This window comes from Exiguobacterium sp. s36, from assembly GCF_018618345.1.
Classification (GTDB): Bacteria; Bacillota; Bacilli; order Exiguobacteriales; family Exiguobacteriaceae; genus Exiguobacterium; species Exiguobacterium chiriqhucha.
Window position 1 is genome coordinate 693,151 of the sequence record NZ_JACSLW010000001.1, and the last position, 15,162, is coordinate 708,312.

The 15,162-nt window shown below is 51.3% G+C and carries 16 protein-coding genes and 1 other annotated feature; of the genes, 5 read left to right on the top strand and 11 right to left on the bottom strand.

Annotation, left to right across the window (positions count from 1 at the left end):
- Positions 1-22 precede the first annotated feature (22 nt).
- The 4 genes from KNP95_RS03460 to KNP95_RS03475 all read right to left on the bottom strand — a co-directional run bounded on the left by KNP95_RS03460 (position 23) and on the right by KNP95_RS03475 (position 5,769).
- Positions 23-448: a hypothetical protein gene (locus KNP95_RS03460; protein WP_235045168.1), complete on the bottom strand. Its 426-nt coding sequence runs from the start codon at positions 446-448 to the stop codon at positions 23-25.
- Positions 449-744: 296 nt separating this feature from the next.
- Positions 745-3,156, bottom strand: a complete 2,412-nt coding sequence (locus tag KNP95_RS03465) for an Ig-like domain-containing domain (protein WP_144060661.1) — start codon at positions 3,154-3,156, stop codon at positions 745-747.
- Positions 3,157-3,918: 762 nt separating this feature from the next.
- Positions 3,919-5,241 (bottom strand): Ig-like domain-containing protein, encoded by a 1,323-nt coding sequence (locus KNP95_RS03470; protein ID WP_214835452.1) that lies wholly within the window; start codon positions 5,239-5,241, stop codon positions 3,919-3,921.
- A 153-nt stretch (positions 5,242-5,394) separates the two neighbouring features.
- Positions 5,395-5,769: a nuclear transport factor 2 family protein gene (locus KNP95_RS03475; RefSeq protein WP_029594901.1), complete on the bottom strand. Its 375-nt coding sequence runs from the start codon at positions 5,767-5,769 to the stop codon at positions 5,395-5,397.
- A gap of 180 nt (positions 5,770-5,949) precedes the next feature.
- On the opposite strand from KNP95_RS03475, the gene KNP95_RS03480 reads away from it, so the two are divergent.
- From KNP95_RS03480 to KNP95_RS03490, 3 genes are all read left to right on the top strand, one after another.
- Positions 5,950-6,141: a hypothetical protein gene (locus tag KNP95_RS03480; RefSeq protein WP_214835454.1), complete on the top strand. Its 192-nt coding sequence runs from the start codon at positions 5,950-5,952 to the stop codon at positions 6,139-6,141.
- A gap of 163 nt (positions 6,142-6,304) precedes the next feature.
- Positions 6,305-6,527: a binding site (T-box leader), on the top strand.
- A gap of 55 nt (positions 6,528-6,582) precedes the next feature.
- Positions 6,583-7,914: an anthranilate synthase component I gene (gene trpE / locus KNP95_RS03485; RefSeq protein ID WP_214835456.1), complete on the top strand. Its 1,332-nt coding sequence runs from the start codon at positions 6,583-6,585 to the stop codon at positions 7,912-7,914.
- Positions 7,911-8,489, top strand: coding sequence for an anthranilate synthase component II (locus tag KNP95_RS03490; RefSeq protein ID WP_214835458.1), 579 nt, complete (start codon positions 7,911-7,913; stop codon positions 8,487-8,489). The genes trpE and KNP95_RS03490 overlap by 4 nt, the downstream gene beginning before the upstream one ends.
- A gap of 3 nt (positions 8,490-8,492) precedes the next feature.
- Here the strand turns inward: KNP95_RS03490 and KNP95_RS03495 are convergent, their stop codons facing one another.
- From KNP95_RS03495 to KNP95_RS03525, 7 genes are all read right to left on the bottom strand, one after another.
- Complete coding sequence (locus KNP95_RS03495; protein ID WP_214801024.1) at positions 8,493-9,191, bottom strand: ferredoxin--NADP reductase; 699 nt, start codon at positions 9,189-9,191, stop codon at positions 8,493-8,495.
- Positions 9,192-9,208: 17 nt separating this feature from the next.
- Positions 9,209-9,961 (bottom strand): iron ABC transporter ATP-binding protein, encoded by a 753-nt coding sequence (locus tag KNP95_RS03500; RefSeq protein ID WP_214835460.1) that lies wholly within the window; start codon positions 9,959-9,961, stop codon positions 9,209-9,211.
- Positions 9,958-11,034: an iron chelate uptake ABC transporter family permease subunit gene (locus KNP95_RS03505; RefSeq protein ID WP_214835463.1), complete on the bottom strand. Its 1,077-nt coding sequence runs from the start codon at positions 11,032-11,034 to the stop codon at positions 9,958-9,960. The genes KNP95_RS03500 and KNP95_RS03505 overlap by 4 nt, the downstream gene beginning before the upstream one ends.
- Positions 11,031-12,023, bottom strand: a complete 993-nt coding sequence (locus KNP95_RS03510; RefSeq protein WP_251128832.1) for an ABC transporter permease — start codon at positions 12,021-12,023, stop codon at positions 11,031-11,033. Before KNP95_RS03510 ends, KNP95_RS03505 begins: the two co-directional genes overlap by 4 nt.
- Positions 12,024-12,047: 24 nt before the next feature.
- Positions 12,048-13,049: a siderophore ABC transporter substrate-binding protein gene (locus KNP95_RS03515; protein ID WP_214835465.1), complete on the bottom strand. Its 1,002-nt coding sequence runs from the start codon at positions 13,047-13,049 to the stop codon at positions 12,048-12,050.
- A 293-nt stretch (positions 13,050-13,342) separates the two neighbouring features.
- A complete protein-coding gene (locus tag KNP95_RS03520) occupies positions 13,343-13,633 on the bottom strand; it encodes a hypothetical protein (RefSeq protein ID WP_214832149.1) in 291 nt (96 codons plus the stop codon).
- A complete protein-coding gene (locus tag KNP95_RS03525) occupies positions 13,630-14,202 on the bottom strand; it encodes a zinc dependent phospholipase C family protein (protein ID WP_214835467.1) in 573 nt (190 codons plus the stop codon). Before KNP95_RS03525 ends, KNP95_RS03520 begins: the two co-directional genes overlap by 4 nt.
- A gap of 111 nt (positions 14,203-14,313) precedes the next feature.
- Here KNP95_RS03525 and KNP95_RS03530 point away from each other — a divergent pair, with 111 nt between their 5' ends.
- On the top strand, positions 14,314-14,841 hold the full coding sequence (locus tag KNP95_RS03530) for a TetR/AcrR family transcriptional regulator (protein ID WP_214835469.1): 528 nt from the start codon (positions 14,314-14,316) through the stop codon (positions 14,839-14,841).
- A 1-nt stretch (position 14,842) separates the two neighbouring features.
- A complete protein-coding gene (locus KNP95_RS03535) occupies positions 14,843-15,151 on the top strand; it encodes a DMT family transporter (protein WP_214710875.1) in 309 nt (102 codons plus the stop codon).
- Positions 15,152-15,162: the final 11 nt, after the last annotated feature.

The window sequence follows — 15,162 nt, forward strand, 5'->3', positions numbered from 1 at the left end:
GAGCACCGGTCGTGCCGGCGACTCATCGACTCTGACTGATAATGGTCATCCAAATATTGGAGAAGACGCCAGCCGTCTTGGCATAATCCACAGGATCAGCCATGTTCAGTTGGACGCCGTTCTGATAGACAAACAAATGCGTCACCGTCCCACCCCCGGACGCCCCGATTGTGATGCCCCGCTTCGTGAGCGTCTCATCCGGTTCGGCGATAATGGAGACGACCGAATCGGCCCGATCGCGTCGGACAACGATGTAGCCCCGCGTTGGTTCAATATAGGCTTGGGTAAAGCCAAGCGGTTTATGGCTCCCGTTCGCGTGTATGTATAACCCTTGCGGATCAAGCCGCAACGCCATGCCGCTGAATCTTAATTCACTTCCCGTTACGGACGGAAGCAACACCTCATCGGCCTCGGCTTCTTGTTTTTGTTCGTAAATGATGCCCGCCATGACCAGAAAAACCAGGACAAACGTCCTGATGAAAACTTGAAACTTTTGCCTCTGTTTCCGTTGTGATCGACTCATAATCCCCCTCCAAATTATAAAGTGTTCACCCAAAACTAGTACAATATAATCATACCGCACTTGTTTTAAATTTCCATAATAAATTGGGATTAATATGTATTTATTGCAGTTTCATACATAGTAAAACCGGTAGCGTCAAACGCTACCGGTTTCAAGATGGCGCAGCCCGAAGGCCTTGCTCTATTTAACCCTAAGGGAGGGTCAATGAAGGTCAACGCTAATTACTTAGCGATGTTCACCGAAGTGAACAATGGGTGTTTGTTGTTCTCGAGGTCGAGGACTTCGAACGCAGCGCCTGGTTTGAGCGTGAGCGTTTGAGCTGTCTCGGCCGGAGTCAACACACGGTCAATCGTGATTTGGACTTGGTTCGACTGCGATCCCATGATTTCTGTGACTGTCGCAGATTTCGAGAGATCTTTGTCGCCAACGAGGACTTTGAAGTCTTCGTAGCCATCTTCGATTGAGTACTTCGCGATTGACTCATCGAACGTGAGCGTGATGACCGCGTAGTCGCCCGATACGTTGTTCGACGTGAGGACCGCAGACGTCAAGCCTGGAAGGTCGTTCTCCGCGAACTTCTCGTTCAACGAGACTGTATCCATGACGTTGCCCACTACATCCTTGATGTTTTGGATCACGAACGCATATTTACCAGTCGTTTGAATCGCGCCTTCTTTGAGCGTCAACTTGATGACGTCGCGATCTTCATCCGTGAAGACAGCTTTCTCAGCAATTGCCTTGCCTTCAATCAAGAAGTTGCCCAAGTTGAGTGACGATGGGTCGAGCTTCTCGCTGAACTTGAGGTAAAGCGTGCTGTTGTCCTTCTCTTGGAAGTAGTAGCCATCGAACGTTGGCTTCTCTTTCTCGATTGGGCTCGAGACGATTGAGAACTTGATCGATTGCTCAAGGCTCTCGTTGCCGACGACATCCTTCACGAGGTTAGCCGGAAGTTTGACTGAGTAGTTTCCAAGCTCAAGATCCGAGATTGGCGTCTTGATTTGGTTCTTCGAGTAATACGAAGCGTCAGTCCATGCCGCCACTTTCTTCTCGACACCGTTCGGCGTGATGTACGAACCGTACATCTTACCGTCGCTGTAAGCACCATGCTTGAGTTCTTCAGAGAACGTGAGGACGAGGTGGTTCTTGCCGTCGATGACTTCCACTTTCGCATCTGTCACAGTCGGAGCCATCTCATCGTTCGTGAAGTTAACCAATTTCGTTGACGCTGCGCCATAGTTGCCAGCGAGGTCGCGGAAGTGAGAAACTTTCACGTCGATTTGACCGATGAACGAGTGGTCGCGGACAGTAAGGACTTTGCCTGACTCATCGAGCCATGCGTTGTCATCAAGGTCAGCTTCGATTTCGCCGTTTGTGAGCGTGATTTTCGCAACGTGGTTGTAACGGTCCACGTAGACAGCCTCAGAGAATGTGACTGTGAGGTAGCCTGGTTTCGACGAAGACATGCCGACGACTGAAGGGTTGACCGCGTCGATGACTTTCTTCTGAACGATTTTAGTCACTGGGTTTGGCGAGATGAAGTTGCCAGCGAAGTCACGGAGACCGACGAGCGTCAACTTATAGTCTTTGCCTGCGACGAATTGCGCGTCTGACAAGTCAAGGATGAACGATTTGCCGTCCCATGAGAGTTTGTCGACGTCTACTTTGTAGCCAGCGCCAGAAGCATCTTTCAATTCGAGTTTCTTCTCGAGCTCATCTTCCGAGTCAACGTTGACCGGCTCAGAGAACGTGAACTTCACGCGGTTGTTTTCAAGGTACTCAGGGTCGTTGAGGACCGGGCGTACGTTGTCTTCGAACGTGTAGATTTCTTTGAACGGTACGAGCGCTTTACCGTCGAGTCCTTCAATCTTCGAGCTAGCAAGCACAGCGTAGCGGCCATCGAATGTCTTCTCGGCGCGAACGACGAGTGTTTTGCCGTCTTTCGAGAGCGTGCCGCGAAGTCCTTTGAGGCGTTGCGCGTCTGGAATGTGATCGATTTCGACCGTTCCATCTTTGAGCATGCCGTTATAAAGGAGCGTGCTCGCGTCTACTGGTTTCGAGAAGTTGATTTCAAGTTCCTTCGCATTGAGCAACTTGACGCTCGATACCATCGGAGCTGATTCGACAACTTTATACTTGAACGATTTTGAGACCGTTCCGTACGCTTTGTTCGTGTACGTGAATGTAGCCATGAACTCGCCGACTTTCGATGTGTCGATACCAGACCATGAACCCGGTTTCATATAGACGCGATCTGCGAACTTGACCGGCTGTGTGCGGATTCCTGAAACGGCTTCCCCTTTTTCGAAGACGAGCATTTCTTTCGGTCCGACCACTTCTTGGGCATAGTTCAAGACGCGAATGCGTTTCTCGACTTTAATCCCTTTTCCTTTGACGAAACCAACCGCCGTTTGGAAGACTCCCAATTTGTTCATGTTGACTGAAGACTTGTACCAGTGGATCTCTGATCCGTGATACTTCTTGTCAAGCGCTGCATCCAAATTGCCTTGGCGTACATAATCTGAACCTAGCTTGACGACGGGCATTGCTGCTGAAGCCGACATTGCTGGTGCGACTGCTGCCGCTGTCACTGCAAACGCTGCCGCTGCTGTGACAAATTGTTTTTTGTTTGCCATCTTGTTTAAATCCTCCCTTTGGTAAAATGCGATTTCTGCGTCTTCGACTTTCTCGGTCTTCTCGATCACTCCTCAGACACCCTTACTGCCCGAGTTATGTATAGCATCGATAGGACTCGAGTCATACAAAAACAGGTATCTAAAACCATACATTGACTTTTAGCCTATGCATCGTCCCAGATTGCTTACATCCATAATATACATAACGTTTCCAGTTGAAACAAGCGACTTTTTAGCGAAAAAGGGAAATGATAATGCATTTTCATGATTTTATTTAGAATAAATATTTTGCGTTCGATTAATTACCAGTGTAACAAAATCGCATTAAATCAACAAAGTAAGCGCTACCAACATTCGAACTTATGATCAGACTTCTGTCATCAGGTTAGATTTTTATGAATCGGATGATTAAAATATAATTACCAATTATTTTATTGGTTTTTACAACATAAGATAAATAATAACCATTTATAACCAAATAATTATGCAAGTAACGTTTTCTAATAAACCATTTCGTTACCAGTTATCTCTTTATTGGATTCTTAAATAAATGATTACGCTTTTCGAATAGGACTTTTGAAGGTGAGTCCAATGGACGATACACAAAAAAATGACGGGCTTTTCGCAGAAATGTTTGATTTTATCCAGTAAATGGATATTGAATTACGGGGATTGTTGTTGCACACAACACCGACGCTCCTTATTTTTGAGAACAAAAAAAATCGCCCTTCTCCTATGAAGGGCGATTAAAACTGATGGGGATTAATAACCGACGAAACTGAGTGATTCCATGAATGCACGTTTCTCCGCAGCATAGAGTGGCCATTCGATGACGTCCTCACTGCCTTCCACCGTCACGACGATTCGGTTCTCGGGACGAACATTCGCTTTCACGAATTGGACGAGCTTCGCATCCGGTTTGAACTCAACGTATTCCGCGACCGTTCCATCCTCGTATTCAATGTACTCGATCTCGTCTTGATCAAGGTTCACTTTATACGACTTGCTGCCGACTTTCAGGCGGAGCGTGTCCATTTCAAGGAAACCACCTTCCGATTCGATGTTGAGGAAGAACTGCATGCTCGCTTTCGACGGTGAACCGTAGAAGACCGGCGCGAACGTCTCCGCATAACGGAACTCCCCATAGCTATCGAGCACTTCACGATGGACCGTCACCGGACCTGGGAAACGATAGAACTTGTTATAGAGCGCATGTTGGACGCCGAGTTTGAGCGTGCCGCCTTTATTGCCAGCGCCGTCAATCGCATACAACGAGATCGCTTGCCCTCGTTTTTGTTTTGGGATTTTAATCGCGAATTTCCCAGTCGACATGACCGGTGCTTTATAAAGTTTCGTCCCGATTTGAGCATACACCGTCGCGTACGCCTCGGCCGTCCCTGTGATTGACGTCGATGTCGTCGTCACGCTCTGTGCGACACGCGGGCGCGCTGGAGCCACACCGTCTTTAATGACTTTTGTCGAGCGCGTGACGCTTGTCGCGCCTTTCGCATCGACCGTCGTCGCACGGATGACCGTTCCGATTGGAAGGGCGACCGTCGCGCGGCGATAGACGCCTTTCGCATCATAGCGCGCCGTGTACGAAGCTGCACCGACTTGGAGTGTCACTTTCGCGCCAGGCGTTCCTGTCACGACGATTTGACGAGCCGAGTTATTGACCGTTCCGATTTTCGGCGTCGCCGGACGGGCGGCCGGATCGACGGCGACAACGACTTCCGTCGTCTCACTGACGTTGCCCGCGGCATCACGCAAGCTGACCGAGATCCGTTTGCCGACCGATTGCGGGCTCATGTTGAATTGAGCCGTCCCCGCTTCCGTGACGACACGCGTGTACACTTTGCTGTTGATGCCGATCAATGCTGTCGTGCCAGCCTCTCCTTCAATTACAAGTGACTTCGACGTATGGAGTGGCGTCGAGACGACAGGTGCGAGCGGTGCTGTGACGTCGACCGTCTCGACGACTGGTGGTTCTTCTGTTGATCCTTCTGCTTGCGCTTGGAGCGGCAAGAGTGGCGAGACGATGAGTGAACCGGCTAAGAACAATTTCAAATACGATGAATGATTCATGACTTTCCTCCATTATGTAGGTTTTACAGTTAATTGGTCGAATACCAAATTCTATTGTAATAATTCGACTTCATACAATGACGGATTTTTAATAAATCAGGTAAATGATTTCACAAAAAAACTGCTTTGGTTTCCCAAAGCAGTTCACGGTTCTCACACCTCATGAATCATTGTTGACTGGCCGCCTTGCCAGAGCCACGTGTCTTCTTGTTTCACATAGACATGCAACACCCAGAACCGGCCTTCGTAAGCGTTCGTCCCGAGAATGAAACGCTCCTCGAGCAACAGTTGCACGAGCGCGATCTCACCAGCCACCGTCTCGTCGAACGTGACGGTCTCTTGCGTAATCCACTGGACAGACGCCGGGTCAACGAACTGGTCTAAAAATGTTTCTTTATCGAACTGACGTCCGCTCGAGTCGACGTAACGAAACTCGTCATGCATGATGCCGCGCATCGCGTCCAGGTCGCCCTTGACTTGAAGTTCGGCCCGTTCGTCAGAAAGTTGTTTTAAGTTGATTGTTTCCATTGATGTACCTACCTTTCGCGTCCATCATAACATACTCGTATGCTCGAGTCGTCCCACTTGTAATGGTCATCTTCATTGTTCGATTGAATGTAACCACATCGGTAGTATTCTTTTTCTTATCCTCTATTCCCTGTATACTTATCAATATACAGTTAATCCCATTTCGAGAGGACTATGCTTATGGATTTGATCGACCCGTTCATCTGGCAACTCGTCATCGTCCCTATCCTCACCATCGGGACCGGTGTCCTTATTGCATTACGATTCGAAAAGGCTTATATCGCCCCGCTCATCACGTTGGTGCTCAATCTCGCAATTGAAATGACGATGGGCCTCGCGTACTACGGGACGCTCACTTCTCCATCGTCTTAGAATTGGCTTTTCCCGATTCCCTCGTTTCTCGTAGCCTATACGTTTCTCAGTAAACGGAAAACTGAGCGCCAGACAGAAAAACATTCCTGAGCCCTAATCATTCTGACAGTTTCAATATTGACATTCTGACTTCAGCCCGTTAAAGTAACGATAACATTCATACGAACTCGCGATGAGAAAGAAGAGTAGCGCGAAGGGACGTCTTCAGAAAGCCGGTGGTCGATGCGAACCGGTGACGTGTCTTGCGTGAATGGGCTTTTGAGCGTTCAGACCGATACGTAGGCTCTGACGGGTCCTCCCGTTACCGAGGATAGCGAATGATGGTTCGCGATGAGTGGGGGGAACTCCCCCAACGAAGGTGGCACCACGGGTCCCCCGTCCTTCATGTCTTTTTTAGACATGTCGGGCGGGGGATTTTTTTATTTGAAGGAGGAGATGGATATGAAACAACTCATCATCAATGGCGACGAACTGACACCGGTGGCCATTTTTCATCGCTTAACAGGCGAACGGAAAGTGTTGCTCGAGAGTCGCGCCGAAGGCAAGCACGGCCGCTACTCGATTATCGCCTCCAATCCAGTCGAGACGATTCGCGCCAACGGCAACGAAGTGACCGACGCGTCCGGTACGATGCACACCAATGACCCGCTCGCCTTGTTATCGAAACTCGTTTCACGAGACACACCGGACGCCCCCTATCCGTTCATCGGCGGTGCCGTCGGCTATATCGGTTATGACATGCAGCGGGTTTACGAGCCGATTCCGAACACCCCGAGCGAGACACGCGACTTGCCGGACGCTTTGTTCCAACGTTATGAGACGGTCGTCCTCTATGACCACATCGAAGAACAGGTCATTTTAATCGACACAGGAGAAACCGGACAGACGGGACGGCTCGAAAAGCTGAAAGCTGAACTCGAGACGGCGAAGACACACGAACTGGCACCGGTCGTCCGAACGAGCGAACGGGTGTTGACGAGCAAGAATGAATTTGTCGAACGCGTCTTACAGGCGAAAGAAGCCATCCTCGCCGGAGAGGTGTTCCAACTCGTTTTGTCTCAACGCATCGATGCGACGTTCACCGGGGACCCGTTCCATTTCTATCGGACGCTCCGGAAACAAAACCCGAGCCCGTACTTATTCTATATCGACCTGGGCGAAGCCATCGTCCTCGGGGCGTCCCCGGAGAGTCTCGTCCGCGTCGAGGGCAATCGCGTCTCGACGAATCCGATCGCCGGCACACGCCCCCGTGGTAAGACGATCGAAGAAGACGTGCGTCACGCCGCTGATCTCATTCAAGACGAAAAAGAGCTCGCCGAGCATCGGATGCTCCTCGACCTCGGTCGCAACGATATCGGCCGCGTCGCCAAAGTCGGGACGGTCACGATTCCGAAACAGATGGAAATCGAGCGCTTTAAAAATGTCATGCATCTCGTCTCCGAGGTCGAAGGCGAGCTCCGTGACGACTTGAATCCGATTGATGCGTTACGTGCCTGTCTCCCGGCCGGTACCGTCTCCGGCGCCCCGAAGATTCGGGCGATGCAACTGATCGACGAACTCGAGACGGTGAAGCGCGAAGTCTATGCCGGGGCCGTCGGGTATCTCGATGTCCGGGGCGGCTACGATTTTGCCCTCGCCATCCGGACGATGGTCGTCCAAGGCGACACAGCCTACGTTCAAGCGGGCGCTGGTATCGTCTACGACTCGGACCCGGTGTCAGAATATGAAGAGACGCTGCATAAAGCCAAATCCCTCCTGGAGGTGTTCGCATGATCCTGCTCATCGATAACTATGACTCGTTTACGTATAACGTGTATCAAGATGTCGCCCGGTTCAGCGACGTCACGGTCGTCCGCAATGACGAACTGACAGTCGACGATATCCGCGACCTCAACCCGGCCGGCATCATCATCTCTCCTGGACCAGGTGGCCCCGCGGATGCCGGTGTGTCGCTCGACGTCGTCCGCTCTTTGTCTGGCACCATCCCCATCCTCGGCGTCTGTCTCGGTCATCAAGTCATCGCCGAAGCGTTCGGGGGGACGGTCGGACGGGCCGAGCAGGTCATGCATGGGAAGACGTCCGTGATCGAGACAATACCGAGCGTCTTGTTCGATGGGAATCCGAGCGAGGTCATGCGCTATCATTCGCTCGTCATCCAAGAGACGGACCTCATCGTAACCGCTCGCACGACGGACGGTGTCATCATGGCACTCGAGCATCCCGAACACCCGACGTATGGCGTCCAGTACCATCCCGAGTCGATTGGCACACCGGACGGACGCGACCTGTTCGAGCGCTTCGTTGAGATTTGCCATACAAAAAGACCGAGGAACGTGTCCTCGGTCTGAGCGTCAGGCTTTCAAGAAATCTTCAAATTGAAAGTCATGCTTGTCGAGCATGATTTGATCTGGCGTAACACCACTTTGACGCAACGCAGCAATTGTCGCATGCAAGAAATCATCGCTGCCGACCACATAAAACAGCCCATTCCGGTCTGCCGCTAGTGCCTCGACCTTCTGGTAATAGTCTGGACGACTGTCGACAAACTCGGCCGTAAAGGCGTCTGTTGACGCGAATACATCGTTAAACAGATATTCTTTCGACGAGTCGACGTTCAACGAGTGGAGGTGCGGCACGCCTTCCCCATTCGCCAAATACGCGAGCACGAGCGGACGGAACGTCGCAATGCCGACACCCGACGACAACAGATAGACGTTCTTCCCCTCCCGTTTCAACGGAACGTTCGAATGCGTCTTGAAGATGGCGACCTTGTCCCCGATGTTCATGTCACGCAAGATTGATTTAAACGTCGAGCATTCCGGTTTGACCCGGGTCGTGATACCGATTGCGCCTTCATGCGGCAACGTCGAGATCGACATATGGCGAATCAACGTCCGGTTCGGTCGATCTTCCTTGTTAAATCCCTCGAGCGCGAAGTGTGTGTGCGCCCCTTCTTCCCATGTGAAGCCAGCCGGCAGTTCAAGTTTGAACGTGTAGGTGTCTTTTGATTCCTCCACGACTTGTTGAATTGGTGTCCAGTAAATCTGCATCGAATCCCACCCTTTCTTTAATAGACTGCGATTGGCCCATATGGCCCTTGAATAATCTCCAGTTTCGTCTCGAATATGTCAGATAGGATGTCTGCATCCATAATCTCCTCGACCGTACCGAAGGCGGCGATGTTCCCGTCTTTCATCGCACAGATGCGGTCCGAATATTTCGCTGCGAAGTTGATGTCATGGAGCACCGTGACGATTGTCCGTCCGAACTCGTCAGCGACGTGGCGCAAGTACTCCATCATCTGGACCGATCGAGCGATATCGAGGTTATTGAGTGGCTCATCGAGGAGCACGTATTCCGTCTCCTGACAGAGCACCATCGCGACGTACGCCCGTTGGCGCTGTCCACCCGACAATTCATCGAGATAGCGATGCTCGAGCGACGTCAAGTCGAGGAAGTCGATATATTTCGAGATAATCCGTTCATCCTCTTGCGTCAACCGCCCTTTTGAGTACGGGAAGCGTCCGAAGCCCGCGAGCTGACGGACGGTGAGACGCGTCACGAAATGGTTCTCTTGCCGTAAGATCGTGACGATTTTCGCCAAGTCTTTCGATTTCGCGCTCGACACGTCCAGGCCGGCGACATGGATTTGACCCGCGTCCAAGTCGAGCAACCGGCCGATCATCATGAGCGTCGTCGATTTCCCTGCCCCGTTCGGTCCGATCAACGACGTGAATCCAGCTTTCGGGATGTCGAGATTGATCGGTCCGATTTGGACGTCATCCGTATATGTTTTTTGTACTTGTTCAAGTTGAATCATAATGACCTCTTCCGTAAAATCACCGCTAAGAAAATCACGCCGCCGAACAGTTCAATAATGACGGACACGACACTCGGTGTATTGAGAATGTGATACATAAAGAAGTACGCGCTCGTCAGAACGAAGAACCCAAGCGCGAACGCCAGCGGAAACACGTACTTATGATCGTACGTCGCTGCCACTTGATAGCTGAGCGTCGCCACCAAGAATCCGAAGAACGTCAACGGTCCAATCAGCGCCGTCGATACCGACATAAGGAGCGAGATTAAGACGAGCGTAAAGATGACGCTCCGGCGATGGTTCACCCCGAACGATGTCGCCACGTCTTTCCCGAGTGCGACGACGTTCAAGCGATTGGAGAAGCTATACAACAACGTCCCGACGACAATCACAATCGGGATAACAATCGGGAAGTAGGCGGCATCGGCATGCATCACCGAACCGAACAGGCGAGCCTGCAGGACGTCGAACTCGGACGGCGCGAGCATGCGGCGCATGAACGAGGACACCGAGTTCAAGCCGGTCCCGATGATAATGCCGATGAGAAGCATGAGTTGCAGATTGCCATATTTCCCTGACAAGAGCCAGCCATACAAGAGCAGACTCATGAGCACCATGAGGCCCACCTGAGTCAAAAAGGCACCGGTTCCCGAAAAACCGATTAACGCCCCTGCACCGAAGAAGAAAATCATGCTTGTCTGAATCGTCGAGTAGAGTGCGTCGAACCCGAGTAACGATGGCGTGATGATCCGGTTGTTCGTCACCGAATGAAACGCGACTGTCGCCATGCTTTGACAGAGCGCGGCAATCGCCATCGTGATGACGGCGACGACCCGACGCTCGACGACCGGGACGAACGACGGCGAGTCGAACGGGACCGGATTGTTATAGACGAGCAATCCGAACGCACAGAGCAATCCTCCGATGATGAAGAAGGCAAGGAATAGCCAGTAGCGGCGCTGTTCTCGTTTCGAACGGAACGCCGTCGCACACCGTTCTTCTGTATGCACGGATCGACCATCGACATCATACGCTTCCCGTGGCTTCGTCTTATTTTCAATAAGTGTGCTCATCGTACCCCTCCCGTCTTCCGTTGTCTCATGAGAATCGCGATGAACACGATTGATCCGACCGTCCCGAGAATGAGTGATACCGGCAATTCGAACGGCATGATGATCGTCCGCGAAATCAAATCGCTGACGAGGACCGTTCCCATCCCGATGACGCATACCCACGGCAAGTTGCTGCGCAGGTCATCCCCGCGAAACATCGAAACGATGTTCGGAACGATGAGCCCGAGAAACGGCAGATTGCCGATGACCGTCGCCACGACCCCGACCGCGAGTGCAATCAGTCCCGTCGCAATCAAGATGAGGCGGTTGTAGTTGACGCCGAGGCTCGTCGCGATGTCTTCTCCGAGTCCAGCGAGCGTCAAGCGATTCGCAAGGATGAAAATGAAGAACGTGACGAGGATGATGAGCCACAAGTATTCATAACGTCCGATCTGCACCGATGCGTACGACCCGACGAACCAACCTTCAATCGTCTGGCTTGCTTGAAAGAATAGACCGAGAAACGTTGACACGGCCGAGACGACCGCCCCGAGCATGAGTCCGATAATCGGGACAATCAACGACGATCGAAGTTTGACCGAGCGCAGAAACCAGAAGAAGACCATCGTTCCGATGAACGAAAAGACGATCGCCCCCGTCATCCGCATCATGAGCGTCGGAGCCGGAACGAGCAGATACACAGCGAGCAGGCCGAGTCCCGCCCATTCGAGTGTCCCGGTCGTCGTCGGTTCGACGAGACGGTTTTGCGTGATCAGTTGCATGACCAGTCCCGACATCGCCATGGCGGCACCGGTTAACATGATTGCAATCGTACGCGGGACGCGGGTGATCCAAAACATGTCCGACCCACCTTCTTGACGAATGTCATAGACGCCGGTCACGAGCGAAAGGCCCGCCAATATGAACACCACAAGCATTGCTACGATAAAGGACTTCGTCCATATGTTAGAAAAGGAGGGCTGAGACATTGTCTCAACCCTTGCTGTCATTGGTTTTTGCACAACGTGACTCCCTTATTTCGAAAGCGCGGCTGCGATGTCGTTGAATAGTTCAGAATAAGTTTGAATCGACTCGTTGATGTACGTATCGTTCGGCGCATACACGATTTTTTCGTCTGTCACGGCTTTCGTTTTTTGGAGTGCCGGTGCGTTATCAATCACGTCCGCTGCAGGTACAGCGTCTTCCATGCTTGAAATCGCCGCATCACGGTCGAGGACGAGCAACCAGTCCGGGTCACTCTCAGCAATCGCTTCGACCGAAACCTCATCCCCTTGGTGGTCACCTGTCGTTTTCGCTACTTCGAGGGCAGGTGTCCAGCCAAAGATGTCATACATCGGTCCGAAGACACGCCCCGTATTTGGTGCAGAGAAGCCGATATCGCCACCTGAAACGATGACAGACATCACTTTATCTTCACCGTTGTATGCTGTTTTCACACTGTCGATCGATGCTTCGAAGCTCGCGATGAGCTCATCTGCTTCTGTTTCTTTTTCAAAGATTTGGCCGAGTGAACGTGTCGTCGTCTCAAAGCCTTCCACCAAGATTTCTCCTGGCGTGCCCGCATCTTCGGGAAGTTCGATGTCCAAGTTGATGACGGCTGCTTCTGGGACTAATTTTTTAATGTCTTCGTAGTAGTCGGCGAATCGTTGTCCGACGATGACGACATCCGGATCCACACCGGCGATCGCTTCTAAGTTCGGCTCATTGTGCATCCCGACGTCTACGATGTCTTTATCATTTTTATAAGGCAAGTCCGCTGGAATCAATCCGATTGGTGCCGCGACCAAGTCGATTCCCCAATCTGAGAGCGTCTCGAACGTTCGGTTGTCGAGCGCGACGACCTTCTCCGGATTGACCGGTACGTCGATTGTTCCATGTGCGTCTGTGATTTCAACTGTCTTCGGTGCCGTCTCGGCTTCCGCACTTCCTTCGTCTTTCGTTTCGTCCGTGCTACCGCATGCGGCTAGCGTGAAGACGAGTGATGTGAGCATAACTGCTGCTTTCCATTTCCCCATTCTTTCCATCTCCCTATGTATCTGTTTTTGAATGACGACCTTCTCAGTGAGTCCGCGACTAGTCCACGTTTCTGCTCTATGTAAGGAATACTGATGCTTTCTCACTGATAATGATTATCATTGTCGTTTTCATTGAGAAGCATAACAAACAAAAATAGGTTGCGCAATGCCAAATTTTCAAATTGGAAATGGAAATATTATTCTTTCTATCTAATGCCAACAAAAAAAGAAAGCGGAACGCCTGTCCACTTTCTAAGCAAATAGAGTTCATTCGGTCACTCTCATTTGTCCGATTACGCTTCCGAAATCCCGTTAGCGAGCACCAACAAAAAAATCCAAATCGATAGCGGCACAATCAATCCAAGATTCCCGACGAGACTGAACACACGCACCGTCTTGTCTTTTGAGAACAGGCCCCAAATCAATGTGGCAATCAGGGCGACATCTAGGACAATGTAGACCCATATGGCCGTAATCAAGTTCAAATCCGGGAAAAAGCGGCCGTTCACAGTGAACAGCGCCATGATTGTCAAAATAGAAAGTCCAAACGTCACGTAAAGCGGTGCATAACGTCGTTGAATCATATAATCACCCCACTCTTCTGTTGGACCATCTGTCGACATTGAAGGATGCACGTCTCGACGTAGCCATCGAACTGGTGTGGCAAAAACATCGTGTACGTCCCTTCCTCTTTCGCCTTCGCATCTTGCTTGATTTTGAGGATGAGTGCCAGCAGCTCGCCTTGTGCGGCATTGGTTAACACGTCGAAATCGAAGGCGTCCAATCGCTGGACTAAACGAGCGTTATATGAATCAAAATCGGCATAATACATCGCCTGCTTTTCTGGGTCTTTCGTAATGACTTGCTTGAGCCAGGCTTTATAAAACCCCTGCAACCAAATCTCGTCCGCGACGAGATGGCAATAATAGCCGAGGCGGAACGATTGATTCTCGTCCGCACTGTCCACCCAATATTGATCAAGGTCGATCCGTCTTGTCATATCCTCATGCTGTCCCGCGTAATAGTGGGTGTTTTGTTTAGACGTCGTCGCATCGGGCGCAAGATTTCCCAACAAAAAAGCCGTGCGATCGACATCTGTCAAATGCGCCAACACCTCATTCGCGATGACAAGATGCATCAAATGTGAACCCATCATCCCTTCCCCCTTTTCCTAATTATCCCATTCATGTATTCATCTCGACAACCCAACTCTAGTCTGATACGCTCACTATACTGACCGTTCAGTATAGCAAGGAGGGCACACATGAGTAAAAAACAATTGTTACTGCGGACCGCCGCACAAATCATTCAAACCGAGGGCATTCAACAACTGTCGATGGACCACTTAGCCAAACGCGCCGGTATCACGAAAGGTGGCGTCTTATACCACTTTGAAAGCAAGGCCAACCTGTTGCAGCAGATGAATAGAATGGCACTCGATGAATTTGAAAATCGGATCGTCCATCATCAAACCGGGTTGGATGGTCCTTATCCGTTCACACGCGCCTACGCCCTCGCGACGCTCGATTATAGCGATGGTGATGCCGACTTGACTGCCGTCTTCATCTCATCCCAAGAAGATGCGAGCGGAAAGCTTTGGAATGACGCCGCCAAACGATGGGATAAACAGTTCGCCGCGGATGGTCCTGACGCTGATTGCGTGCTCGAGCTTCGACTGCTCTGTGACGGGTTTTGGTTCGCATTGACATATGGCTATAGCGCTGCGTTCAAAGATCGGGCCGCCCGCATCATCCGACAAAAGTGCGACGCGCTGTCAAAAGGAGAATCGTAACATGGGCTTCGTCTATCTCGTCGGTGCCATCGTCTCTGAACTGTTCGGTTCGAGCATGTTGAAGCTGAACGCGACGACAACGAGCCGCCTGCCCGTCCTTGGTGTCGCCTTCGGTTACGTGACTGCTTTTTACTTGTTGTCGCTCGCCCTTCTTTCCATCCCACTCAGTTTCGCCTATGCGTTTTGGAGCGGGGTCGGCACGGCGGCGACGGCGCTGATCGGCTTCCTCGTCTTCAAGGAACAAGTCCGGATTCAGACCGTCATGGGCATCGGGCTTGTCATCATCGGGCTCGTCTTGATGAAACTATGAGGAGGGAAATC

Coding starts and splice junctions, on each gene's coding strand:
- KNP95_RS03525 (WP_214835467.1), bottom strand. CDS start 14,202: ATGGGTTCACATTTGATGCATCTTGTCATCGCGAATGAGGTGTTGGCG.
- KNP95_RS03470 (WP_214835452.1), bottom strand. CDS start 5,241: ATGAATCATTCATCGTATTTGAAATTGTTCTTAGCCGGTTCACTCATC.
- KNP95_RS03460 (WP_235045168.1), bottom strand. CDS start 448: ATGGCGGGCATCATTTACGAACAAAAACAAGAAGCCGAGGCCGATGAG.
- KNP95_RS03505 (WP_214835463.1), bottom strand. CDS start 11,034: ATGAGCACACTTATTGAAAATAAGACGAAGCCACGGGAAGCGTATGAT.
- KNP95_RS03465 (WP_144060661.1), bottom strand. CDS start 3,156: ATGGCAAACAAAAAACAATTTGTCACAGCAGCGGCAGCGTTTGCAGTG.
- KNP95_RS03495 (WP_214801024.1), bottom strand. CDS start 9,191: ATGCAGATTTACTGGACACCAATTCAACAAGTCGTGGAGGAATCAAAA.
- KNP95_RS03520 (WP_214832149.1), bottom strand. CDS start 13,633: ATGATTCAACGACGTTATGCACCGCTTTACGTGACGTTTGGACTTTCT.
- KNP95_RS03480 (WP_214835454.1), top strand. CDS start 5,950: ATGGATTTGATCGACCCGTTCATCTGGCAACTCGTCATCGTCCCTATC.
- trpE (WP_214835456.1), top strand. CDS start 6,583: ATGAAACAACTCATCATCAATGGCGACGAACTGACACCGGTGGCCATT.
- KNP95_RS03510 (WP_251128832.1), bottom strand. CDS start 12,023: ATGACAGCAAGGGTTGAGACAATGTCTCAGCCCTCCTTTTCTAACATA.
- KNP95_RS03535 (WP_214710875.1), top strand. CDS start 14,843: ATGGGCTTCGTCTATCTCGTCGGTGCCATCGTCTCTGAACTGTTCGGT.
- KNP95_RS03530 (WP_214835469.1), top strand. CDS start 14,314: ATGAGTAAAAAACAATTGTTACTGCGGACCGCCGCACAAATCATTCAA.
- KNP95_RS03500 (WP_214835460.1), bottom strand. CDS start 9,961: ATGATTCAACTTGAACAAGTACAAAAAACATATACGGATGACGTCCAA.
- KNP95_RS03475 (WP_029594901.1), bottom strand. CDS start 5,769: ATGGAAACAATCAACTTAAAACAACTTTCTGACGAACGGGCCGAACTT.
- KNP95_RS03490 (WP_214835458.1), top strand. CDS start 7,911: ATGATCCTGCTCATCGATAACTATGACTCGTTTACGTATAACGTGTAT.
- KNP95_RS03515 (WP_214835465.1), bottom strand. CDS start 13,049: ATGGGGAAATGGAAAGCAGCAGTTATGCTCACATCACTCGTCTTCACG.